This is a genomic window from Halanaerobium sehlinense (assembly GCF_055379485.1).
The window spans coordinates 713,791-738,915 of the sequence record NZ_AP042442.1 but is presented as its reverse complement, the minus strand read 5'-3'; the positions used below and the strand labels follow the sequence as shown (position 1 = coordinate 738,915).

Sequence of the window (25,125 nt, the reverse complement as noted above, 5' to 3'; positions counted from 1 at the left end):
TTTAGTAGATGCTAGACTGAGCTAGTTGTTTTTGCTGCTGCAGCTCTGATTAATAAAGATATAGCACCTATTCCTTACCGGCCTCTCTGGACCAATTTAAAGGATACAATATTTAATTATTTCTATTCTAGCTTTTTTCTAGCAGTAAAACTGCATCTTTCTCGTCAATCTCTTTAAAGTTAACATCTACAACTTCTGTTTTAGAAGTCGGTAAATTTTTGCCAACAAAATCCGCTCTGATCGGCAGCTCGCGGTGGCCGCGGTCAATCATAATTGCCAGCTGAATCTGCAGCGGTCTACCCAGATCAATTAAGGCATCTAAAGCTGCCCTGACAGTTCTGCCAGTATAAAGCACATCGTCAACCAGTACAACTTTTTTCCCGGTGATATCAAAGGGAATTTCTGTCCTGTGTACTATTGGCTGTTGGGCAACAGTTGAAAGGTCATCTCGGTAAAGAGTAATATCTAAAATACCTGTTTTAACTTCTATCCCTTCAATTTCCTTAATTTTGGCAGCCAACCTTTTCGCAAGTGGTACTCCTCTGGTTCTGATACCAATCAAAACTAGATCTTCAGTACCTTTATTTTTTTCTAAAATCTCATGAGCTATTCTGGTAATAGCTCTGCTCATTGCAGATGAATCAATTAATTCTTTTTTTATTTTCATCTCTGATTTATCCAAAAAAATTACCTCCTTTATGGGGAGAATATCTTCTAGCGGCAAAAAAATAACCTTCTTACGGCATAGTAAGAAGGCTGCTAAATTTATATTTTCCCTTACTAGCCTCTCTGGACTAATTTAAAGAATATTATTCTATTTGATTAGATATTATCAGAACAAATAGACCAAGTCAAGTTTTTCTTAAAGAAATTCATCTAAATTTTCTTTTTCAATTAATTTTCGCAATTCTTTGATAGCTTGAGCTTTATTTTTATCACAAATCAAAACAGCATCTCCTGTATTAACAATTATTAGATTTTTGATGCCGACTGTTGTTACAATTCGATCACAGCTGTAAATTATTGAATCATTTGTATCAATACCTAAATGTTTTCCTACAATAATATTGTTATCACTATTTTTTTCATTTACCCTCTCTAAAGAAGTCCAACTTCCTAAGTCATCCCAGATAAAATTAGCTTTTAATAAATAAATATTTTCTAATTTTTCAATTACTCCATATTCTATTGAAATATTATACAGTTTTTTGTACAGGCTTTTGATTTTTTTTATCTTTGTTTTCTTTCTGATTTGGGATAAATTTTGATATTCACTAATCTCCATTATTTCGCTGCAGTTATCATAAAGTAAACTTAATTTGCTTTTAATTTCCTGAAGCAGTATCTTCGCCGGTGTTATATAAATACCACTATTCCAGTAATAACTGCCTAAACTTAAATATTTTTCTGCAGTTTTAAGATCAGGTTTTTCTTCAAAATTCTGTACCTGATAATACTCCTGATCAGCAAACAAAGTCTGTTTACTGCTGACATGAATATATCCATAACCAGTTTCTGGATATGTGGGTTCAACCCCAATTGTTAAGACTGCACTCTTCTTTTCAGCAACTTCTTCTGCTTTTAATAAGAGGTCAGTAAAATTCTGTTCCCCTTTTATTAAATGATCTGATGGTAAAATAAAAATCGTTGATCCAGGATAGGTCTTTTCAATTTTTAAAACTGCCATTGTAATTGCAGGTGCAGTATTTTTGCTAACTTCCTCTAATATTATATTTTCTTCTGGAATATAATCAAGTTTCTCTTTTACTGCCGCCTCGTAATTCTTATTTGTTGCAATAAAAATTTGTTCTTTGGGGACTATGAGATTAATTCTTTCTACTGTTTGCTCTAAAAGTGTCTTTTTATCACTATTCAGTTTTAAAAACTGTTTAGGCCTGTCTTTTCGACTTAAAGGCCAAAAACGCGAGCCATTGCCCCCTGCCATTATGAGTGCTATTTTCATTTTAAGAACCTCCTAAAACAACTCTTTTTTGAATTAATTAAAATAAAAATATTTAATGAGTTCTGAACCAGGTCCCGGCCAATTTTCAACTGCATATTCTTTAAAGTAAATTAAAACGGGACTTAAAAAATCATTTAAATATGCTATTAACCCTGTTTCAAAAACTGGTAAGATTATTATTACTGCTAATAAATATAAGAGTAATGTCGTAAAATTAATAATAAGGAAAAAGTAAAAAAAACGTTCCACTGTAGAGGAAAATTCATCTGAAAAAATTAAAAAATAAAATAAAGCAAATAACAGCATCGGCACATAAAAAATTATGCCAGAATTATTTCCATATATATAAGAATATCCTATATATAAAAGTATCGGTGATAAATAAAGATAAATATAAACTCTAAGTGGTGTTTTCTTAAACAAAAGCCAGAAAAAAACAAATAGATATATTAAGGAAATTATAGGAATATTTTTAAATAAATTTAATAAGAAATCATTAAAATTTAAAGCAAAAACTCCAGCAGCTGATAAATTAAATATGCTTTCACTTAAATAAATTAAACGCATACCATAACCATAAACCCAACTAATATAACTTAAAGAAAATACTGCTGCCAGGGTTGGCATTAAAAATGTCATTAATTGGGCCGGTCTTTTTTTCTTTTCTTTTTGATCTAGAGCAAAAAAGAAAATGACTATATAAAAGGGGAGAATTATTATAAATTCAGGCAGCAGAAGATAGACTAAAGCTGTTGTTAAACTGCCTAAAAAGAGATAAGCTGTTTCTTTTTCTTTAAAGTATTTAGTTAAAAAATAATTGGCAAACGAAAAAATAATTAATTTAAAAATCAACATCATCACTCACCTCTTTTTCAGTTAGACCATGTTCAGTTTTTTCCCAATAAAAAGGATTAAAAAACAGCTGTTTCAAAGCTTTCCAGGCTGAAAATGACTGTAATAAATAATAAATTGGATTAAATAATGCATAAATAACTAAATCATAGTATTTTCTTTTAAAAACTGCCATTGTAGATAAATAAATTCCTAAAAAATTACCAAATAATAAATTCCACAAGGAAATGTACAAAAGTAATCCTATATGATACTCAGATGCAAATGCCATACCGCTTAACAGCCAAACCAAAAATAAAAACCAAAAGAAAGGTGCAACTAAATGAGTTAATACACTACCGCCAATGAATATCTGAAGGGTAAACCAACCTCTCAGACCCACGCTTTGAATAAATTTTAAAGGCTGCCGGTTATGAACTAAAAAGGTCTGTAAATATCCTTTCTGCCATCTTGAACGCTGATTAATCCAGTTTTTAATTTTATTATTAGCTTCTTCATAAGTTGTAGAATTTAAAATACCCACCTTATAACCTCTAGCATTTGCTCTAATTCCAAGATCAGCATCTTCTGTAACATTAAAGGGATCCCATCCTCCTAATTCTCTTAACTTTTCGATTTTAAAATGATTTGATGTACCACCAAGAGGGATAGGTAAATTAAGAGCATCTAATCCAGGCAGCATGTAATCAAACCAGTACGAATATTCGAGAGTAAACAATTTGGTTAATAAATTATCCTTGCGATTAAAATAATTCAATGCTGATTGATAACAAATAGTTTGCTCATCAGATTTTTGAAAGGCAATATATGCTTTTTTTAGCTGATCTGGTTCCGGCATGTCTTCTGCATCATAAATTGTTAAAAATTCTCCTTTTGCTTCTTTCAGACCATAATTACAAGCCTTTGGTTTAGTTTGAGGATGACTTTTAGGGATATAAATAAAATTCCAATTATCCGGTGGATGTGCTTCTTTTGCTTTATTTATTGTTTCTAAATCATCTTCTTCAAACAAAAATAATATATCCAACTTTGCACTGGGATAATCCAATTTTTTTAAGTTCTGAATTAAAGTTCCAATGACTTTGGGCTCTTTATAGACTGGTACTAAGATGCTGTAAATTGGTAATTCTTTCTCGTCTATTGATTCAAGCTCTTCCTGGGTAATAAACTCTTCTCGCTCCTGTAATGCACCTATTATACTTAAGACAAACTTAAATAAAATTGATCCCATAAACAGTAAATTAAAAAAATAAAGAAAAAAATTGATACTAGTTCTCTGATAGTAAATAAAAGAATAAATTAAAGCTGCAGCTAATAAACAAAAAATATTATTTGCCTTTTTCAAAGGTAAAAATTGATTAATAATATAAGTTTCTAGTTCAAAATTTTTGATTAAATTGAAATCTATAAATTCTTCATATTCTTCTAAATTATCGCTGCCAAGCTCTAAACCTATTTTATCTGCTAAAGCCTGATAAAAATCAATTGCTCTAATCATCCCTTCCGAAATTAAAATCTCTCCAAGCAAATTTCCTGATTCCTTTTGTATTTCAAGAGCATTATTTAATTCTGATTTTGTGATTAAATTTTTTTCAACTAAAATCTCACCGATACAAGATTTTTTATTTTCTTATTTTTTAATATTTTCCTAAAAAACATATAAAACCGACTGTTGAGAAATAATTTTCAACAGCCGGTTCAATGAATTTAATTATTTACTTTTGATAATCCTGCAGAGCTTTATACTCTATTTTATCTCCGTGCTCAATTTCTTTTAAAACTTTGAGCATTGCCTGAGTTGTATCCAGTGAAGTCAGGCAGGGAATTCCCATTTCTACTGCAGATCTTCTGATTTTAAAACCATCTCGCTCAGGTATTTTCCCTCTAGTAAGGGTATTAATTACTAGATCAATTTGATCATCAGAAATCAATTCCAGGGAGTCTGGTGAGCCTTCTCCTAATTTTTTTACTATATCTACTTCCAATCCCTTCTTTTTTAACGCAGCAGCAGTTCCTTCAGTCGCAGCAATCTTAAAACCAAGTTCTGCAAAATCTTTGATGTATTCTACTGCTTCATCTTTGTCCTTATTTGCTATTGTAGCAAGTATTGTTCCTTCTCTTGGAATTTCCAGCCCAGCTCCGATAAGTCCTTTATACAATGCTTTTTCGTAAGTATCGGCAAGTCCAAGTACTTCTCCAGTTGACTTCATCTCCGGCCCCAGATTTGTATCAACCTGAGTTAATTTAGAAAAAGAAAATACCGGAACTTTAACTGCCACATGTGATTTCTCTGGAACCAGGCCGCTCTCCCAGCCTAAGTCTTTCAATTTTTTACCAAGTAAAGCCTTTGTTGCCAGATCAACCATTGGTACTCCTGTTACCTTGCTCAGATAAGGAATTGTTCTACTTGAACGAGGATTAACCTCAATCACATAGATTTCTCCTCTGCTGACTACATACTGAATATTGACAACGCCCTTAACATTAAGGGCTCGAGAAATTTTCTCCGTATATTCTACAGCTTTTTCTTTCAATTTATCTGAGAGACGATGTGGGGGGTAAACTGCTATACTGTCTCCTGAATGAACTCCAGCTCTTTCCACATGTTCCATAATTCCTGGTACAATAACAGTTTCTCCATCAGAAATTGCATCGATCTCTATTTCAGTTCCTGTTAAATATTTATCAACAAGAACCGGCCTGTCAGGTGATACTTTGACAGCATTTTTCATATATTCTTCTAATTCTTTTTTATTATAAACAACTTCCATTGCCCGACCTCCAAGTACATAAGAAGGTCTAACAAGCACTGGAAAACCAATCTCTACTGCAATTTTTTCTGCTTCTTGAAGAGAAGCTGCAACTTCACCTGCTGGCACAGGAATATCAAGCTCATTTAAAAGCCCAATAAAACGATCTCTATCTTCAGCCAGATCAATTGAATCTACTGATGTTCCAAGTATCTCAACTCCTGCTTCAGCAAGCGGCTCAGCTAAATTAACAGCTGTCTGACCACCAAATTGACAGATAACTCCTTCCGGTTTTTCATTTTCAATAATGTGCATAATATCCTCTTTAGTCAGAGGTTCAAAGTATAATCTGTCTGAGGTATCAAAATCAGTACTTACAGTTTCCGGATTATTATTAACTATAATTGATTCATAACCTTCTTCATTTAAAGTCCAGGCAGAATGAACACTGCAGTAGTCAAACTCTATTCCCTGTCCAATTCTAATTGGCCCCGATCCAATTACCATAACTTTTTTCTTTTCAGTTGGCTGAGCCTCATTAACCTTTTCATAAGAAGAATAATAGTAAGGAGTTTCTGCCTCAAATTCTGCTGCACAGGTATCTACCATTTTAAATACAGGTTTTAACTTTAATTTTTCTCTTATATCTTTGATTTCTGATTCTGTTTTTTCAGTCAAAAGTGCAATCTCTGAATCTGAAAATCCTTTTTCTTTAGCCTGGGAAAGAAGTTCTTTATTTTCAGCTATCCTGTCTTTCTCATCAGCTAAAGAGTTTTCTAGATCAATAATATTTTTCATTTTATATAAGAAAAAAGTACTAATTTCAGTTATTTGATGAATTTTTTCAACTGTATAGCCTCTCCTAAGTGCTTCTGCTATCACAAAAAGTCGATTATCATCTGCTGCAAATAAAGCCTCTTCAATTTCTAAATCACTCATTTTCCTAAACTCTTCTAAATAAAAACCGTAGCGTCCAATTTCCAGTGAGCGTACAGCCTTAAGCATCGACGCTTCTAAGTTCCTTTCTATCGCCATTACCTCTCCTGTAGCCTTCATTTGGGTTCCTAAATCACGGTCAGCATAATGAAATTTATCAAATGGCCAGCGCGGTATCTTAAATACAACATAATCTAAAGCTGGTTCAAAACAGGCGGTAGTTTTTCCTGTGATTGCATTTTCTATCTCATCCAGGCTGTACCCTAAGGCAATTCTGGCGGAAACTTTGGCAATTGGATATCCAGTAGCCTTTGAAGCCAGCGCACTGGAACGGCTAACTCTAGGATTTACTTCAATTATATAATACTGAAAGCTTTCAGGATCAAGTGCATACTGTACATTACAGCCACCTTCGATTCCCAGGGCTCTAATTATCTTTAAAGCTGAACTTCTAAACATCTGATACTCTTTATCTGTCAGGGTCTGACTTGGAGCAACAACAATGCTATCACCGGTGTGAACCCCCACTGGATCAAAGTTTTCCATGTTGCAGACGACTATACAATTATCATTCTTATCCCGCATTACCTCATATTCTATTTCCTTCCAGCCTTTAATACTTTTTTCGATTAAAACCTGTCCGATCAGGCTGTGTTTAAAACCACGGGCAGTTATTTCTTTTAATTCCTCTAAATTATCAGCAACACCACCACCTGTTCCCCCCATAGTATAGGCTGGACGAACAATGACAGGATAACCAATTCCAGCTGCAATTTCAGCTGCTTCTTCTATGTTTTCTGCAATTTTACTGTCTAAAATTGGCTCTCCAATCTCATTCATTAACTCCTTAAAAGTATTTCTATCTTCTGCCTTCTCAATTGTATCAATAGGAGTTCCTAAAAGTTCTACATTCAAATCTTCTAAAATGTTTGTTTCAGCCAAATCTATAGCTAGATTTAAAGCAATCTGACCACCCAGAGTCGGAATCAAACCATCCGGATTTTCCTTTTTCAAAATTTCTATAATACTTTCAACAGTTAGTGGTTCAATATAAACTCGGTCAGCCATATTCTCGTCTGTCATAATTGTAGCCGGGTTGCTGTTGACTAATACAACTTCTAATCCTTCTTCTTTCAAAGCTCGACAAGCCTGGCTTCCGGAATAATCAAACTCAGCTGCCTGCCCGATAATAATCGGACCTGAACCAATAACCATAACTTTTTTAATATCTTTTCTCTTTGGCATCTTTTCCTCCTTTAATTCTTTGAAATTTGTCTGCATTAAAATAATTAAATATCAAACTAAAAATATTTTTTAAATAGCTGATACCATCAACTCTATAAATCTGTCAAACAAATAGTGAGAATCCTCAGGACCTGGAGAGGCTTCTGGATGGTACTGAACAGAAAAAGCTGGATACTTTTGGTGTTTAAAACCTTCAACAGTTTTATCATTTACATTAATATGAGTTAACTCCAGATCCAGTTCAGCCAGCGATTCTTCTTTAATGGCAAAACCATGATTTTGTGAAGTAATATAGACGCGATTGGTACTCAAATCTTTAACCGGGTGGTTGGCACCTCGGTGGCCAAATTTCAGCTTATAAGTTTCTGCACCACAGGCTCTGCCCAGCAGCTGGTGACCGAGGCAGATTCCAAAGATTGGAACTACATCAAGCAATTCTTTAATGGTATCTGCTACATAGTCTGCAGCTTCGGGATCACCCGGGCCATTAGAAAACATAACTCCATCTGGATTATATGCCAATATATCTTTAGCTGATGAGCTAGCTGGAACCATAATCACTTCACAATCTCTTTCAAGCAGTGAATCTTTAATGTTTTCCTTGGCTCCACAGTCGACTAAAACCACTGTATATTTATTATCGAATCCATATTTTTTTACTTCTTTACGGCTAACTAAAGAAACCAAGTCTCTTCCCGAAAGCCCAGGAGCCCGTTTAGCTTTTTCTATTAATTCTGCTTCAGTTAAATTTTCAGTAGTTATAATACCACGCATTGTTCCCTGGCGCCTCAATATTTTAGTTAAAGCTCTAGTGTCAATTCCACTAATTGCGGTAATCTCATTTTCTTTTAAATATTTTTCAAGTTTCTTCTGCAGACGCCAATTCTCCGGCTCTTCTGCAAATTCTTTTACAATAAAACCATTAACATGTGATTTAATAGATTCAAAGTCATCTTCATTAATACCATAGTTTCCAATCAGAGGATAGGTCATACAGACAATTTCTCCCTTATAAGAGGGATCTGTCAGGATCTCCTGGTAACCGGTCATGCTGGTGTTAAACACTATTTCACCAGCGCTTTCATTTTCAGCTCCAAAAATTTCCCCTTCAAAAATGCTCCCTTCTTCTAAAACAAGTTTTGCTTTTTTCATTTAATTACCTCCATTTTTCTTCACTAAAATATTACAAGTAATTTACTTAGATAAAACCAAATCTAATATTTTGATTTTTAGTGCAGTAAATAACTAAAGTTTAATTATAAAAATAAAACCTTCTCCCCAGAAAGATGGTTTGAAGGTTAAAATTGACATAGTAAGCCTAAAATTTTAAAAATCCAATTTCAAAAAGCTTTACTAAATCTATACCTTTGCCAGCCTCTCTGGACTGATTTAAAAGGTTGATCTATTTTTTTATTATTGTGATTTAGTTTAACATTAAATTTGAAAGCTGTCAATAGTTATCCATGTATCCATTATATTTTTCTTGCTTTATATTTAGTGTGAAGTAATTTATGGGCTATTTCACTACCTGGTTTTTGCAAATAATTATCATATATTTTCTTAATATATGGATTTTCATGTGACTTTCTTAATTTTTTACTGCTGTCTATCTTGTAAATTGCCTGCTGTCTTTTTTCTAATACATTTTCATCACAGGAAATTGGCTGGCCACCACCCCCCATACACCCTCCAGGACAGGCCATAAATTCAACAAAATCAAATTCTTCTCCTGCCTCAATCATTTCCATTAGCCGACGAGCATTACCAAGACCATGGGCTACTGCAGCTTTTAATTTTAGGTCTCCAATTTCTACTTCAGCTTTTTTAATTCCCTCCAAACCCCTTACAATTTTATAATCTATTTTTTCTAATTCCTGACCGGTAATCAATTCAGTTGCTGTTCTTAGTGCTGCTTCCATAACTCCACCAGTAGTTCCAAATATATCTGCTGCACCTGAAGAAACTCCCAGCAGTTCGTCATACTCACTTTCTTCTAAATTTAGAAAATCAATACCTGCAGATTTAATGATAGAAGCCAACTCTCTGGTAGTTAATACATAATCAACATCTCCAGCCATTTCCTCTCTTTTTGCTTCAAATTTCTTAGCTGTACAGGGCATTATCGATACTACAATAATGTCTTTAGGATCAATACCTGCTTCTTTGGCATAATAAGTTTTAGCTACTGCACCAAACATCTGCTGAGGTGATTTGGCAGATGAAAGATGATTCAGATATTTTGGATAAAAATGCTCGATAAACTTAATCCAGCCTGGACTGCAGGAAGTAAAGAGCGGTAAATTTCTGCCGCTATTTATTCTATTTATTAACTCTGTTCCTTCCTCCATAATAGTCAGATCTGCTGTGAAGTTTGTATCGAATACTGCATCAAAGCCAAGTCTTTTAAGAGCAGTAACCAGCTGTCCAGTTGATATATCTCCAGCCCGATTAGAAAAAGGTTCTGAAATAGCGATTCTAACCGCAGGAGCAGTCTGAACAACTACATGTTTGCTTTCATCATTTAGAAGATCTAAAACAATATCTTTTTGATAAAGTTCATGCAGGGCTCCTGTGGGACAGGAAAGTATACACTGACCACAATTAGTACATTCTACATTACCCATCCCTCTATTTTTAAAGGTTGTAACTACAGTCTCCGGTCCTCGATTGGCTGTAGTAAAAATACCAATGCCCTGAACTTCTTCACATTTTCTAATGCAGCGGTTACAGCTGATGCATTTTTCTGGCTCTCTAATAATTGAATAACTTGAATTATCTACACTGTCACCACGTTTAATCGGATCCAGCCTCATCTTTGAAACACCTATGTCTTCAGCAATCTCTTTTAATTCACAATTGCTGGCCCGGCTGCAGGTCAAACAGTTTAACTGACAGTCAATATTATGAGTGGCAATGATTAATTCAAAGAGATTTTTCCTTAAATCTCGAACTTTTTTTGAATGAGTTTTAATTTTCATACCGTCCTCAATCTCAGTTGCACAGGCCGGTTTAAGCAGCTCTTCTCCCTCAACTTCCACCACACATAATCTGCAGCCTCCATAAATTGACAGACCCTCTTCATAGCAGAGAGTAGGTATATTAATTTTAGCTTTTTTGGCAGCATCTAAAATACTTATTTTCTCTTCCAGCTCTATATTAATTCCATCAATTACTGCTTTAAGCATAAATTTTCCCTCCAATCTTTAATTCATCTCCATAATTTTCTATAACTGAGGTAATAAAATTAAGTGATGACTGCCCGAGTCCACAGCGAGCTGCCAGTCTTATTGTATTACCAATATCTGAAATCAATTCAGCATCCATTTTTTTAGCATCACCTTTAAATTCTTTTAGTATTTTATTGATCTGTCTATTTCCTTCTCGACAGGGAAAACAGGTGCCACAGGTTTCATCCATATAGAATCTTGAGACATTTAACATCAGATCTAAAAGATCATGTTTCTTACTTACTGCAATTACTGCACCAGAACCCAGACTGCTGCCTCTTTTTTCAAAAGCCTGATAGCTATAAGGGAAGTCTAGATCATCTGCTCTAATTAGTGCGGTAGAAATACCACCAGGTATAACAAATCTTAATTCCTGATCTGTTTTAATACCGCCACCAAATTCATAAATAATTTCCTTTAAAGTTACCTTGCCAAACTCAACCTCATAAAGCCCTGGTTTATTTAAATCACCACTTAGACATAATAATTTTGTACCTCTGCTTCCTTTAATTCCTAAACTTGAAAATTCTTCTGAATCAGGATTTAAAACTTCTGCAGCACAACATAAGCTTTCAACATTATTTACTACTGTGGGCTGATTAAATAAACCTTTTTCAATTGGATAAGGTGGTTTAATGCGTGAACGACCTCTTTTCCCTTCAATTGAATTTAATAATGAAGTTTCATCACCACAGACATATGCTCCCGCACCTCTTATTATCTTTAATTCTAATTTAAAATCACTATTAAAAATATAATTATTTAGTATTCTTTCTTTTTCAGCAGCTTCAATTATTTCAGAAAAAACTTCTATAGCTTTTGAATATTCACCTCTGATATAAATATATGCCTTATCTGCACCAACAGCATAGGCTGCAAGCATAATCCCTTCTAAAACTTTTAATGGTCTTTCTTCCAATAAATATCTATCCTTAAAAGTGCCAGGTTCACCTTCATCCCCATTACAGACCAAAAATTTTTCTTCAGCTTTAATATTTGCTGCCATCTCCCATTTGATTCCTGTTGGAAAACCAGCACCACCACGGCCTTTGAGTTCAGAATTTTTTATTTTTTGAATTGTTTTTTCCCTGCCCAATTTAAGCGCATTTTTTATTGATTCAAAATTATAACTAGAAATATCTAAGAGTTTTTCACCTTTTAGGTATAATTTTTCTTTGGACATAATCTCACTCCTCGCTTATTATACTTAAATTTAACTATATACACTCATTTAAAATATCTAAAGCTCTATTTTCATTAATCTTTGTATATATCTTATTGTTGACCATCATAACTGGTCCCTCTCCGCAATGACCAAGACATTCCACTACTTCCAAAGTGAATTTTTTGTCTTCAGTAGTCTGATGACTTTCCAGATCTAAATATGATTTTACAGCTTTTAAAACAGAATCAGACTGGTTGAGATGACAGGAAATACTGTCACAAATTCTAATGATATATTTGCCGGTAGGCTCAGTATACAACATCGAATAAAAAGAGATTACTCCATAAACATTTGCTCTGGGAAGCTGATATTTTTCAGCCAAATTTTCAATTTCAGCTTCTGGAATATAACCATAAGTGTTCTGAATTTCATGCAGTTTTTCTAAAAGACTGTCCTGATAAAATTTAGATTTAGTATCTTCCATTAAACCTCACTCCTTTGTGATAATTTTAACTAAATCAAACATATTTTTAAGAATTTTCAGACTTTTATGGGCGAAATAAATTTCTTTTTCTTTTATCTAAGTTAATAATATCACACCCAGGCTATTATAATCAAATGTTAAAAACTTTATAAATCAATAAATTATGCCAATATTATTAATATCTATTTAATATGTATTTTTAATCTAAGGCCAGACAAAATTGCCTGACCTTATAATTTCAACTTATGAATCATCAGTTAACCAGTGACTACCAGCTGTTTTAATTGCTACTGCTCCTAAAGGAGCCGTGACAATAATTGATAGAACGGCCAGGGCAAGTATTAACTCTCCCGATGCTACACCAGCTGCTAAAGGAATGGCACCAATAGCTGCCTGAACTGTAGCTTTAGGAGTATAGGCTAAGACACAGAATCCTCTTTCCTTTAAATTTAAATGAGTACCTTTTAGAGAAATTAAAACTCCAATTGATCTAAAGCTTAATCCGATGATTATAATTATTAATCCAATAGAACCTGATTCAAAAGCAAGATTAATATTAACTTCAGCTCCAATTAAAACAAATAACATTAGCTCAGCAAAAACCCATATTTTATTAAATTTCGAAGATAATCTTTTAGCTAAAACTGAATAACGCTCTTGAATTACAAAACCAATTACCATAATTCCCAGCAGTGTTGCAATTGGAATAATCCCATTTAGTAAGTGCTCAATAGAATTCATCAAAATCCCAAAACTTAAGATTAATAGAGCTTTTTTTGTATCGCGAATATGATATTTGTTAAAAATATAGAGTAAAAGCAAAGCAATTCCAGTTCCTAATATGATACCAAGTATAATAGCAATTGGAATATTCAAAACCTGTTTTAAAATATTAATCTGTTCTCCACCATAAATACTTAAAAAGGCTGAAAATATAGTAATTGCTACAACATCATCAACTGAAGCTCCAGTTAAAATTAAGGTAGGCACACCTTTTTCAGTTCCTTTTTGCCTATCTATCAAGGCCAGCATCTGCGGCACAACAACTGCCGGTGACACTGCAGCAATAATAAAAGCCAAAATTCCTGCTTCTATAAAGTCAAATTTCAGCAAATAAATTGCTGCTGCTATAACAGCACTGCCCTCCATCAGTCCAGGAATAAAACTTAACTTTACTGCAGGAATCCCAACCTTTTTAAGAGTTTCCTTTTCTATTCCCAAACCAGCTCTAATTAAAATTACTATTAGAGCTATCATTCTTAAGTCAGATGATATGTTTAAAATATCCTGACTTATTAAATCTAATCCATATGGGCCAAGTAAGATTCCAATAAAAAGCATTCCTAATAAAGCAGGAAGCTTAATCTTATTGAAAAACCTTCCAAATAATAAAGCAAATAAAATTATTAAAGCTAAACTTAAAGCCAAAGTAAATTCTCCTCTCTTGTTACAATTAAAATAAAAAAGGCTCCTATCTTAATAGAGATATCCCTAATTAAGATAGGAGCCATCATCTGTTAAATAAACAGTAGTTATAGGGGAGCTCCATCCCCTTAGTTCATTTTATTGATAAAAACTTTATGTAACTCAACACTTAAATTAAAACCTAGTTCTCTTAAACTGTGATCAAAAGCTTTTAGAGTTCTATATAACTTTTCTTCATAACAATTTTCTCCCATATGTCCAATCCGGATTAATTTGTCTTCAAACTCTCCCAATGAAGCTGCAATCATAACATTATGACTTTCTGTCATCAGCTGATTTAGCTCCTGATAATTTATCGAATCAGGAATTTCTATAGCAGTAACTGTATCAGAGTAACCATTTTCAGCAAATAAATTAAGATTGGATTCAGCAATAGCTTCTCTAACTGCCTCTGCAATTTTATTGTGTCTTATAAAAATTTCTTGGTCCGCTAACCATTTATCTAAAGCTGCATTCAAAGCATAAATATCACTTATTGCCTGAGTATAAGGGAAATATTTTTCTTCATACCAGTTCTGCCAGAGCTGTAAATTTGTATAATAACCTCTAACAGGAGTTTCTCTATTATTTACTGCATTCCAGGCAGCATCACTAACACTCATAAAAGTAAGTCCTGGAGGCACTGATAGACACTTTTGAGAGCCTCCCAAAATAATGTCAATTCCCCATTCATCAACTTCAATTGGAACTCCACCAATTGCAGAAACCGAATCTACAACAGATAAAATATTATGTTTGTTTAATAATTTAGTAATTTCACCAATATTATTTATAATTCCAGTAGGAGTTTCACAGTGAACAAAGGTTGCAAATTTAAAATCATTTTCAGCTGCTAACTTTTCAGCCAATTCATTAATATCAATTTCTTGATTATATGGAAATTCCCATTTAGTAACCTCAGCTCCATATAAATCAGCAAAATCTGCAAATCCTCTACCAAAGATTCCATTATCTAAAACTAAAACCTTATCTCCCGGTTCAATTAGAGAAGCACAGGCAGATTCCAGTCCTAAAATTCCCTCCCCACTCATAATAATCACATCATTTTTGGTTTTTATTACCTGCTGCAGTTTAGAGCTAACATCAAGGTAAAAATCAAAAAAATCAGGATCGAGATCGGGATTAGTAATTTTTTGACTCATTGCCCGCCGAACTTCTTCACTAACCTCAGTCGGACCGGGTGTCATAATTAATAAATCACTCACAAAAATCACTCCCACAATTTTACGGTCTAATATAGATTTTATAACTTTTTATGGGAGATTGTCAAGCTAAATACTCTTTAAAACTGGACTATGATTTTCGATTTGAAGCGATTATCTTTAACTAATCAGTACAACCTCTTTAATTAACAATAATTCAATTATTTTTTGTTTTTCATGCCAGGACCTGGAGCCGGTGACAGGAGTTGAACCTGCAGCCTGTAGTTTACGATACTACTGCTCTGCCTGTTGAGCTACACCGGCATCTATTAAAATGCCAGTACTATTCCACCTTCATTAGCATAAACTGTGCTAATTCCAGCAGTTTCAACAATAACTATCTCTCTAAATTTATATTTTTCAGCTGCTTTCTCCTTAATATATTCTGCTTTTTCTAAGGCATTACAGTGAGCTATGCCAAGCACTTTCTCTTCTAAATTTTCTCCTTTTTCACCTATCTTTTCAATCAATTTCCTGATTGCTCTTTTGCTTCCCCTTGCTTTATCAACAAGAGTGATAGTTCCTTCTGGTGTTGCACCTAAAACTGGTTTGATATTAAAAAAAGAAGCAATTTTTCCTTTTAATTTCCCCATTCTTCCTGCTTTAATCAAATTATCAAGAGAATCTAAAACAAATAAAGTCTGCATCTCTTCAACATATTTTTCAGTTTTCTCTATAATTTGATCTCTATTGAAACCAGCTTCTATTAATTCACCTAACTTATAGGCAATCATTGTTTCACCTACGGTAGCGCTAAAAGAATTAAAGACTTTTATTAACTTATTCTCAGCCTCTTCCAAAATCATATTCTTTGCCAACATGGCATTTTGATATGTTGCACTTAATTCTTTGGAAAGGGTTACCACAAAAATATTATCATATTTTCGATATAAATCTAAAAAAGGACCTGGGCCAGGACTTGCAGTTTTCGGTGCATCATTACTGTTTCGCATTGCATCTAATAATTCTTCTCGATTCAGATTTTCATCATCTATGAAATGCTTATCTCCAACATCTATAGACAGTGGTGCTGTAGAAATATTAAATCTTTCTCTCAAATCTTCTGTCAGATCACAGCAGCTGTCAACTATTATTTTAAAATCCATAAACTTACCTCCAACTTACTTTATTTTAATTTACTTTCCATCATCTATAATTTTATCTTTACTGATAATAAAAATCAACTACTTATTTTAGTTTTATTTTAAAACATAGAAAAGCCCCGGTTAATTTAATAACCAGGGCAACTTTACATAATTAAATTTTAATTATATAACATCAACATTCTCTGCTTGAGGTCCGCGATCTCCTTCAACAATTTCAAATTCTACTTCCTGACCTTCTTCTAAAGTTTTAAAGCCTTCCTGCTGAAGAGCAGAGAAATGTACAAATACATCGTCGCCATCTTCTCTTTCAATAAAGCCATAACCTTTTTTCTCGTCAAACCATTTAACTTTTCCTGTGTAAACCATATTAATATCTTCCTCCTAAAATTTAACCTGAATATGTGTAACTAGTTTAGAATACTCAGTGAGTTAAATATATCATTCTCCTTCTCATTTGTCAAATTTTTCTGACTCATTTAAATTTTTATTTTTCTTTCGGTCTTTTAGTAGTTATGATATAATTTTTAAAAGGGGGAAATTAGATGTGGGAGCTGATGTTGAAAAACTTTTCTTTTAATAATATAAATATTTTATTTTTAAGCACTGGTCTTCTGATAAGCTTTTTTACAGCTCTCAGCAGCTGGAGAAAAATAGAGAAGTATAGATTTTTATTTCATTTTATGATATTAATTTTCAGCATTAGTTTTAGTCTGGTTATTACTACAACAAACTGGTTCATTTTTATGATTGGCTGGGAAATTATAACTCTTTCAACCTCTTTAATTCTTGGCTGGAGTGATAAAAATATCGCCTGGGAATATTTTGTGATTCAATTCATTGGAGGTAGTTTTTTAATTTTAACAGTTTTAATGGCTTATACTAATGGTTATCAAACTATAGAAGCAATAAATGAGCTCTGGCTGCAGTTAATGTTTATAATTGGTTTAGGGGTTAAAAGCGCAGTTATTGGTCTTCACAGTTGGGTTCCTTATGTTTATAAAAAAGCATCTACAAGTTTTTGTGCTTTATCATCTGGATTAGCAGCAAAGTTAGGTTATATTACACTTTTAAGAATTATAACTGATGGTAATCGAGTTTTACTTTATCTGGGTATAATTATGATCTATTTTGGAGGAATCAAAGCTCTGGAAGAAAAAAATTATAAATTGATTTTAGCCTACAGTTCAATTAGCCAATTTGGTTTTATTACGATAGCAATAGGCAGTGGTAATACTTATGGTTATTATGGTGCAGTTTTACAGATTATTGCTCATGCCTTTGCAAAATCAACATTATTTAATGGAGCAGGAAATTGGATTAAAGAATTTAATTCTAATTCAATTTTTAGCTTCAATCGTTGTGAATTAAGGCAAAAAACAAATACAGTAAGCACTCTGTTTTCAATGCTTTCTTTGATGGCATTTCCCTTTTTTATAGGTTATAATAGTAAACATTTAATAAAATATTCTTTAAGCTCAATTCCTATGTTTGAATTTTTGCTTCATTTAGGAAGTATTTTAACAGCTGCTTATGTTTTGAAAATATTATGGATTATTATTTTTAAAGATCTAAAAAAATCAAACTTTAATTTCAAAACTAAAATAAAAAGTAATTACAGGCCAACTATAGTTGAAAACTTATCAATTTTATTGCCCTCTATATTTTTAATAATTTTAGCTATTACAGCAAATAATTATTTAGGAAGGCAGTTCGATTTCCATTATTCAACCGGTTTTTTCACAACTTTAATATATTTAATTATTGCTTATTTAATTCGATTTCCAATTATGTCTAGAATTAATAAATAAAATATTATTTCAATTATAATTTTAAATAACACGTTTTTAAAAAAGGAGCCTTTAAAGGCTCCTTTTAATTTAAGCTAAAGCTAAAAACTAATTAAACTATTATTTATAACTTAAATTTTTCAATTGAATCTGATAAATCATCAGCCATTTCTGCCAACTTCTGCGAAGCTGCAATAATTTCTTCTGTAGCTGTATTCTGTTCCTGACTGGAAGCTGCAACCTCTTCCGCATTAGCTGCCGCAGTCTCACTTGCAGAAGCGATCTCTCTTATTGCTCGTTCTACATCATCACTATTTTCAGCCATTTCTCCAGATTTGTTATTAATATTTCTAATTATTCGGCTTAAAATCCCTGCTGTATTTTCAATTTCTGCAAAAGCTGTACCACTTTCCTCTATAGAATTAACACTAGAATCAACTACTTCTCCAGTTTCTTCCATATTTTCTACAGATGCATCTACATCTTTCTGAATATCCTCAATTAATTCAGTAATCTCATCAGTAGCCTGGTCTGACTCTTCAGCAAGCTGTCTTATTTCATCAGCTACAACTGAAAATCCTCTTCCCGCTTCACCCGCTCTAGCCGCTTCAATAGCAGCATTTAAAGCTAGCAAGTTAGTTTGAGATGAAATGTTTTTAATTAAATTAACAATTTCCCCAATTCTATTTGAAGAATCAGCTAAAGAATGAACAGCCTGTTCTACCTGCTTTGAATTATCTTTAACTTTATTAATCTCTGCAGCAGATTTATCAATTGACTGATTACCTTTTTCAATATTCTCCATAACATCAACAGCCTGTCTATCCATAGCATCAGAAGAAGTGTTAATCATTTTAATTTGTTTAATTAGTTCTTCCATTGTAGCAGTAGTTTCCTCTACCTGGGCTGACTGTTCTTCTGTATTTGAAGCAACTTCCTGAATAGCATTACTAACCTCTCCAGCACTCTGACCAACTTGATTTCCGGTCGCAGAAAGTTCCTCACTTGAAGCTGCTACTTGTTCTGAAATATTTTTAACATCTAAAATCATTGTTTTTAAATTATTTATCATTTCTGCAAAGGAGTTAGTTAACTTTCCAATCTCATCTTTTCTTTTCAAATATTTATTATTAATATTTATTGTAAAATCTCCTGCTGCTATCTTTTGGGCAGTAGCAGTCACATAATTAAGGGGTTCAGCAATATATGAAGCAATTACTATTGTAACAACTATGCCAATAATTAGAGCAGCTAAAGCAATAATTAGACTTGCGTTTCTCAAATTATTTAGTTCACTCATAACTTCTGATCTATTTGCTGTCATTGCTACAGACCAGCCATTTATTTTGACAGGATGATAGGCCATTATTTTATCCTGATTATTAAATTGATAGCCTAAAGCTCCGCTTTCTTCAGCAATCATCTTATCAGTGATTTCAATCAAATCCTGATTGCTGTTTGCCAGCTCATTATTTGCTATATATTTTTCCTCAGGGTAAGCAATTGTATTCTTTTCTTGGTCAATAATCCAGCCATATCCTGCTCCATTAATATTCATTTCTAAAATTAACTGCTGTAAATATTCTGTTGAGACTGTGCCAATCAAAACCCCAACCTGTTCTCCCATATCTATTATTGGTACTGCAATAGAAATTACATTACCATCAGCTAATTCACTCTGTTTTACATTTGAATATGTAATTTCTCCAGTTTCAATTGCTTTTTGAAAATAATTTTGATCGGAAACATTGATATTCGTTCCTTCCACAATATTTGCCCTACCATCAGGTCTAGCTACAATAATATTTTCTAATGCAGAATTATTAACATCTTTTAGATGCCTCTCTTGACTGCTCCACATCATAGTTTTTACATTATTGGAATCTGCTAAATCTTTTAAAAATACTTCAATTCCATTTAACCACTCATTAATAGTATTTGAATTTTGTCGTGCACTCTCTTCAGCACTTGACATTATTGTGTTTTCTAGAATATCTTTTGATTGATCATATAGAGTAAATGCTGTTCCACCGACAATTATTAAAACTAAAATTAGTATCGCTAACAGCATTTTACCTTTAATTGAGTTTAACATTTTTAATCCCTACCTTTTTTGTATGTAATAGTTAAATTATATCATATATGTTAGATATTGCAATAAAAACACGATCTATATCCCTGAAAATTCAATTATTCAATTAGTAATGTATTTAGATTTTGGCCTTATTTTTAGATTAATTTTGCTTGCTTTTGATATTTTTCTATGTTAAAATAAATCTTGTGATGCCGAAGTGGTGGAATTGGCAGACGCGATGGATTCAAAATCCGTTGCCTTCACGGGCGTGTGGGTTCGAGTCCCACCTTCGGCACCATTGTTACATAATAGGGATTATAGCACTTTTTGAAGTCTCCTTTTTGGGAGATTTTTTTAGTTTTTGATGAAAATCCTGCCTGAATCCTGCCAAGAATTTTTACGGGTATTTAATCTATCCTCTATTACTTGCTATTTTCTTTGCCTTTATCATACCCCAGTTTTTATATTGATTCCTTCTTGTTCTTATAATATTTTAATGTAATTAAAATCGAATTTCTGCGAGAAAAATTTAACCCATCAATTAAATCTTTAGAACATAATCCCTCCAAATATTTTACTGCTACTTCTTTTCGCTCTTCATTAGATTTTTTTTGTTTCAATACCCTCACCTCTAATTATGCTGTTTTTATTTACTAATTAAATCCTCTATACACTTTGGACAGATCTTAACTCCTTTTTCTTCAACTAAGCCATTAATATTTCCGCAGAAAAAACACCCTGGCTTATATAATTTAAGAGTTATCGACTGATTTTCTATATCTGTTATTATCATAAATTTATCCTTAGTTTTAATATTTAATTCGTCTTTAATCGACTTTGGTATAACTACTCTTCCAACTCCATCAATAGCTCTTGTGATTCCAGTATTAACCTGCATTTATATCACCCCAATCATTTTAAATTAGTATTACATTCGAATTGAAAAATATATTCAACCAACCTCCCATAAATAATTTTTGTATCAATCTGGTGGACCTCTTAAAAGAACCAATATTGTATTTGGGGTTTGCTCCTGCTTCATCATTACACCACCTTTTTAAAATGCTTTGATAATTTAATCATTCAAGTAATCTTTTAAGCTTTTTTGAGATTCCCTTTGAAAATTTGTTGTAAGATGGGAATAAATATCTAGAGTCGTACTTACATTTGAATGTCCTAATCGTGCTGCAACAACTTTTGCTGGAATTCCAGCTTCTAACGATAATGTTGCATGTGTATGGCGAAGATCATGGAGCCTAAATTCTTCCATACCTAACTCCTTAACAATCTGCTTAAATCTACTGGTTGCAATATCTGGTGAAAAAGCTTTTCCATCCTCTCTTGCAAATATTAGATTATTTTCTTCATATTCTTTATCTTCCGTTTCTTTAAGTTGTTCCTGATGCTCTTTTAATTTTTGCAGAACATTAACATCTTCTTGATCGATAGTTATTTTTCTGCTCTTTTGAGTCTTAAGTGAATCTTTAAATTCCGCTTTATAACCTATTCCTCTTCCATAAGTCCTTCTAGCAATAATAAAACCTGCATCAAAATAGATATCTCTCCATTTTAGCCCCATCATTTCTCCTCTTCTCATACCTGTATGAACCGCCAGATACATATAGGTATAATACCAAATACCTTTTTCTTTTGCCAAATCCAAAAACTTTTTTACCTGGCCTTTTGTCATACTCAATATTTCAGCATTAATAGCTCTAGGAGGTTCTACACCTGAGCATGGATTTCTCTCAATAATTCTTTTCTTTAAGGCACTGTTCAAAGCTTTGCTTAGCACTCGATGGTGCTGTAAAACAGTTGTAGGAGAAAGTCCTCCCTTCCCATTAATTCTACCAGTCTGTAATTTTCGATGTTCATAATCCTGAATTTGAATTGGATTAAGTTCATTCAGTCTTATATGGCCAAGATCTGGTTTTATATGGCGATCCACAATTGTCTTATACCCATTATAAGTTGTAGGAGACAACTGCACCCTCACATAATTCTCCATCCAATCATCAAAATACTCTGCAATAGTTTGATGACTTATACTAAAGGAAACCTCTTCTTTATTACTTTCATGCTCTTTAATAATAGCCCATTTTTCTGCTTCTTTATAAGTAGAAAAAGTTTTGCTTATCCTTTTTCTTTTAATACTTCCTTTAGGTGTAATATCGACAAAAGCTTCAAATTTATTATTTTCAGTTTCTCTAATATACATAATTTATCCTCCTATTATTTTGTTTTTATACAATTCTATTTATTGATTCACAATTTTTACAACTTTTTTACAATATTCTTACTTTCAAATTCTCCGAAGTAATACCACTGGAGAAATAGCAGTTTGGGTATAACCCACTGCCCATCAATTTTATTTCCAGGCAATCTTCCTTGTCTTAAAAGTTGATATACTTTTGTTTTTCCTATCGGCATAATGTCAATTATATCTTTAGGTTCAAGAGCCTCAGGTAATGAACTGATAAAGTCTTCTCCACTTTTATTTATCATAGTTAAAAGCTTTCTATCAATTTTGTTCTGAACTCTAAATATTGATTTTTTCATTGGTAGTTCCTCCCTTTTTTTCTATATTATCTAGAGTATAGCACTTTCGTTCATTATTGTCAATATTAATTAATAAATTTTTTGTTAGTTTTTATTTTTTATGATAAATTTAATTAAATAATTATTTAATTATTTAATTATTTAATTATTTAATTATATTGATTTGATTATTATTATGTTCTATAATTAATATTAGTAAATAATTATTAATTTGACAGATAATATTTTTTAAAAGGGGTTAACCAATGAGCATTATTAAAGAATTAAAGCAATTAAGAGAAAATAACAAACTCACACCTAAAGAACAAATCTTAGCTTCTTACATATTAGATAATATTAAAAAAGCACCACAATTAAATATGGAAGAGCTCGCCAATAATTGTGAAACAAGTACTGGTACTGTTCAAAGATTAGTACAAAAATTAAATTTAGAAGGTTTTACTGATTTCAAACAGAGGCTATTAAAAGATACCTTTCAATCAAACTCTTCTATTAATATTGATATTACTAATATTAATGAAAAAGATTCTCCATACCAATATTTATTTAAAAAGATTACAGATAGATCACAAGACCAAATTCTTAAAGTAATTAATGATAGCCTTTATGAAGTTGAAAACTGGTACTTAAATGAACTCTATTTTAAATATCTTGAAGATGCAGATAATATTATTATTTTTGATTATGATGACAATTTTGGATATTCGTTAAGTCAATTATTACTTAACCAAAATTATTTCAATAAATATTCAACCTCTATTCAAAAAACTGAAAAGATATTAGAATGTTCATTTCAAACATTAAAACGAAAAAAGAAAATTTTAGAATCCAGGTTTAAAGAAAATATGGAAGTATTTAATATGATCGATTTCTCTTTACTTTTCTCAAAAGATAATTTCTTTAACAATTTACTAATTATAACTTCTATAGAACAATATGATGATAAGATTGAAAATCTAGTTAAAAAAGCTAATGATATGGATTTTAATGTTTTAATTTTTTATAATGGAGAACATAAAAGTTTAATTGAAAATTCTTTATATGATATGTCTTTAAATCTAGGTTGGACTATTTCTGTTAAAGAAAGAAATTATGAAAGTAAGCAACTAAGTCCCCAATTATTCTTAGAAGCAATGAATATTTTTCACCAAGATAATTTTAAATAAATATTATTATAAACAATAAATTTAAATGAACATTTTTTAAGCTAACATGTATAACTATTAACCTCTGTGTCATACTTTCACTTATTTGCTAATATTCATACTAGATAAACAAAAAATCCTACTACAAAATTGTAGTAGGATTTCTTATGGAAAAATTTTTATAATATAGTTCATCTTTAAAGTGAAAAAAATTAGGTGAATATGATTCTGAAGTAATAGATGATTTTTTAAGTGGATTATTAATAATCTCATCAATATTAATAGTTTTTGACGGAAACTTTAATTTTTTATTTTTTTCTGTTTGACAAATAAGTATAAAGCACTTTCCATAGATGCTCCGCAATCTTTTTTTATAGTGCCTAAAGTGATGATGTTTATGAACTAAAACAGCCAATAAAGGCTTATTGCATGATGGACAAGTGCATTTAGCTTTTAACCCTTTTTCATTAGCTAAAATATCATTTATATGAACTATTTTACTTTTTCTAATTTAATTTGAAAATTAAGCTGTATTTTTAGCTTTTTTATACTAATTTAAACTGATGGATTTTACTGGATTAAATTGCAAGATGACATTTAGTGAAAATTTGAAATACTTAATCCATCAACAGAACTATATTTATATCTTCTAAATAATCCAGATATTTCTCTTTTACAATTTCAAAAGTCTTTTCTTCAGTTAAGAAAAAATACTTGTATTTAGCATCATTTTCAGATAGTTTTTTAAAGTCATTTTTGAATGACTTCTTTTGATTAGAACCTAGCCTTTTCTTCCTATAAGGATATGTAGTTTTAATTTCTCCTATTACTCTTTCCCCGTCAATTGTAATTTCATCAATATCTAATCCTGGAGCACCCTGAGCTTTTGTTGTAATGTCTAGTAAAGAAAAGTTATGATGTTTCATTAAATATTTTTCAGCTAATAAACAACTAATAAAACTCAAATCATTGTAGATGTTTCCTGTAATATTTTTTATTTCATTTAGTATTTGATAATATAATTCATAATTATTTTTATCATTTCCAAAATCATTCTCATTTAAAAAGCTTTTTAGCTTTTTTATCTTCTCTTTTATAGAATTCATATATATTATATCTTCATTAGAAAGCATAATTTTCTCCTT

Annotated in this window: 21 protein-coding genes, 2 tRNA genes and 1 riboswitch; of the genes, 3 read left to right on the top strand and 20 right to left on the bottom strand. The window is 31.9% G+C overall.

Features of this window, described 5'->3' with window-relative positions; all coding sequences use genetic code 11:
• Positions 1-127 precede the first annotated feature (127 nt).
• From pyrR to ACZ446_RS03545, 14 genes are all read right to left on the bottom strand, one after another.
• Complete coding sequence (pyrR, locus tag ACZ446_RS03610; protein WP_464394368.1) at positions 128-667, bottom strand: bifunctional pyr operon transcriptional regulator/uracil phosphoribosyltransferase PyrR; 540 nt, start codon at positions 665-667, stop codon at positions 128-130.
• A gap of 195 nt (positions 668-862) precedes the next feature.
• Positions 863-1,963 (bottom strand): mannose-1-phosphate guanylyltransferase, encoded by a 1,101-nt coding sequence (locus tag ACZ446_RS03605; protein WP_464393772.1) that lies wholly within the window; start codon positions 1,961-1,963, stop codon positions 863-865.
• A gap of 33 nt (positions 1,964-1,996) precedes the next feature.
• Positions 1,997-2,818, bottom strand: coding sequence for a hypothetical protein (locus ACZ446_RS03600; RefSeq protein WP_464393771.1), 822 nt, complete (start codon positions 2,816-2,818; stop codon positions 1,997-1,999).
• Positions 2,805-4,313 carry a glycosyltransferase gene (locus ACZ446_RS03595; RefSeq protein WP_464393770.1) on the bottom strand — a complete coding sequence of 503 codons (1,509 nt, stop codon included), beginning with the start codon at positions 4,311-4,313 and terminating at the stop codon, positions 2,805-2,807. Before ACZ446_RS03595 ends, ACZ446_RS03600 begins: the two co-directional genes overlap by 14 nt.
• A gap of 217 nt (positions 4,314-4,530) precedes the next feature.
• Positions 4,531-7,746 carry a carbamoyl-phosphate synthase large subunit gene (gene carB / locus ACZ446_RS03590; RefSeq protein ID WP_464393769.1) on the bottom strand — a complete coding sequence of 1,072 codons (3,216 nt, stop codon included), beginning with the start codon at positions 7,744-7,746 and terminating at the stop codon, positions 4,531-4,533.
• A 69-nt stretch (positions 7,747-7,815) separates the two neighbouring features.
• Positions 7,816-8,898, bottom strand: a complete 1,083-nt coding sequence (gene carA / locus ACZ446_RS03585) for a glutamine-hydrolyzing carbamoyl-phosphate synthase small subunit (RefSeq protein WP_464393768.1) — start codon at positions 8,896-8,898, stop codon at positions 7,816-7,818.
• A 320-nt stretch (positions 8,899-9,218) separates the two neighbouring features.
• Entirely contained in the window at positions 9,219-10,931 is a 1,713-nt protein-coding gene (locus tag ACZ446_RS03580; RefSeq protein ID WP_464393767.1) for an NADH-dependent [FeFe] hydrogenase, group A6, read from the bottom strand.
• A complete protein-coding gene (locus ACZ446_RS03575; RefSeq protein WP_464393766.1) occupies positions 10,924-12,156 on the bottom strand; it encodes a complex I 51 kDa subunit family protein in 1,233 nt (410 codons plus the stop codon). The genes ACZ446_RS03580 and ACZ446_RS03575 overlap by 8 nt, the downstream gene beginning before the upstream one ends.
• 34 nt (positions 12,157-12,190) lie before the next feature.
• Positions 12,191-12,622 carry an NADH-quinone oxidoreductase subunit NuoE gene (gene nuoE, locus ACZ446_RS03570; protein WP_464393765.1) on the bottom strand — a complete coding sequence of 144 codons (432 nt, stop codon included), beginning with the start codon at positions 12,620-12,622 and terminating at the stop codon, positions 12,191-12,193.
• Positions 12,623-12,865: 243 nt separating this feature from the next.
• Positions 12,866-14,050, bottom strand: coding sequence for a cation:proton antiporter domain-containing protein (locus tag ACZ446_RS03565; RefSeq protein ID WP_464393764.1), 1,185 nt, complete (start codon positions 14,048-14,050; stop codon positions 12,866-12,868).
• Positions 14,051-14,116: 66 nt separating this feature from the next.
• Positions 14,117-14,184: riboswitch (Fluoride riboswitch) on the bottom strand.
• The gene (locus ACZ446_RS03560; RefSeq protein ID WP_464393763.1) at positions 14,176-15,312 is read right to left on the bottom strand and encodes a pyridoxal-phosphate-dependent aminotransferase family protein; all 1,137 of its coding nucleotides are present in this window, start codon (positions 15,310-15,312) and stop codon (positions 14,176-14,178) included. (Overlaps the previous riboswitch by 9 nt.)
• Before the next feature lie 185 nt (positions 15,313-15,497).
• Positions 15,498-15,573 (bottom strand) — tRNA-Thr (locus tag ACZ446_RS03555).
• A gap of 5 nt (positions 15,574-15,578) precedes the next feature.
• On the bottom strand, positions 15,579-16,415 hold the full coding sequence (locus ACZ446_RS03550; RefSeq protein ID WP_464393762.1) for a DegV family protein: 837 nt from the start codon (positions 16,413-16,415) through the stop codon (positions 15,579-15,581).
• Positions 16,416-16,577: 162 nt separating this feature from the next.
• On the bottom strand, positions 16,578-16,781 hold the full coding sequence (locus tag ACZ446_RS03545) for a cold-shock protein (protein ID WP_005487305.1): 204 nt from the start codon (positions 16,779-16,781) through the stop codon (positions 16,578-16,580).
• 176 nt (positions 16,782-16,957) lie between these two features.
• Here ACZ446_RS03545 and ACZ446_RS03540 point away from each other — a divergent pair, with 176 nt between their 5' ends.
• Positions 16,958-18,223 (top strand): complex I subunit 5 family protein, encoded by a 1,266-nt coding sequence (locus tag ACZ446_RS03540; RefSeq protein ID WP_464393761.1) that lies wholly within the window; start codon positions 16,958-16,960, stop codon positions 18,221-18,223.
• A gap of 103 nt (positions 18,224-18,326) precedes the next feature.
• On the opposite strand, the gene ACZ446_RS03535 is transcribed toward ACZ446_RS03540, so the two are convergent.
• On the bottom strand, positions 18,327-20,297 hold the full coding sequence (locus ACZ446_RS03535; protein WP_464393760.1) for a methyl-accepting chemotaxis protein: 1,971 nt from the start codon (positions 20,295-20,297) through the stop codon (positions 18,327-18,329).
• A 190-nt stretch (positions 20,298-20,487) separates the two neighbouring features.
• Between ACZ446_RS03535 and ACZ446_RS03530 the strand changes: the two genes are divergently transcribed.
• Positions 20,488-20,574 (top strand) — tRNA-Leu (locus tag ACZ446_RS03530).
• 163 nt (positions 20,575-20,737) lie between these two features.
• Here ACZ446_RS03530 and ACZ446_RS03525 read toward each other — a convergent pair.
• From ACZ446_RS03525 to ACZ446_RS03510, 4 genes are all read right to left on the bottom strand, one after another.
• Positions 20,738-20,905: a hypothetical protein gene (locus ACZ446_RS03525; protein ID WP_464393759.1), complete on the bottom strand. Its 168-nt coding sequence runs from the start codon at positions 20,903-20,905 to the stop codon at positions 20,738-20,740.
• Positions 20,906-20,922: 17 nt separating this feature from the next.
• Complete coding sequence (locus ACZ446_RS03520; protein ID WP_464393758.1) at positions 20,923-21,174, bottom strand: AbrB/MazE/SpoVT family DNA-binding domain-containing protein; 252 nt, start codon at positions 21,172-21,174, stop codon at positions 20,923-20,925.
• Positions 21,175-21,351: 177 nt separating this feature from the next.
• Entirely contained in the window at positions 21,352-22,494 is a 1,143-nt protein-coding gene (locus ACZ446_RS03515; protein WP_464393757.1) for a tyrosine-type recombinase/integrase, read from the bottom strand.
• 56 nt (positions 22,495-22,550) lie between these two features.
• Entirely contained in the window at positions 22,551-22,835 is a 285-nt protein-coding gene (locus ACZ446_RS03510) for a helix-turn-helix domain-containing protein (RefSeq protein WP_464393756.1), read from the bottom strand.
• Between the two features lie 245 nt (positions 22,836-23,080).
• Here ACZ446_RS03510 and ACZ446_RS03505 point away from each other — a divergent pair, with 245 nt between their 5' ends.
• Entirely contained in the window at positions 23,081-24,001 is a 921-nt protein-coding gene (locus tag ACZ446_RS03505; protein WP_464393755.1) for a MurR/RpiR family transcriptional regulator, read from the top strand.
• A 596-nt stretch (positions 24,002-24,597) separates the two neighbouring features.
• Here the strand turns inward: ACZ446_RS03505 and ACZ446_RS03500 are convergent.
• The gene (locus ACZ446_RS03500; protein WP_464393754.1) at positions 24,598-25,113 is read right to left on the bottom strand and encodes a hypothetical protein; all 516 of its coding nucleotides are present in this window, start codon (positions 25,111-25,113) and stop codon (positions 24,598-24,600) included.
• Between the last annotated feature and the right edge of the window lie 12 nt (positions 25,114-25,125).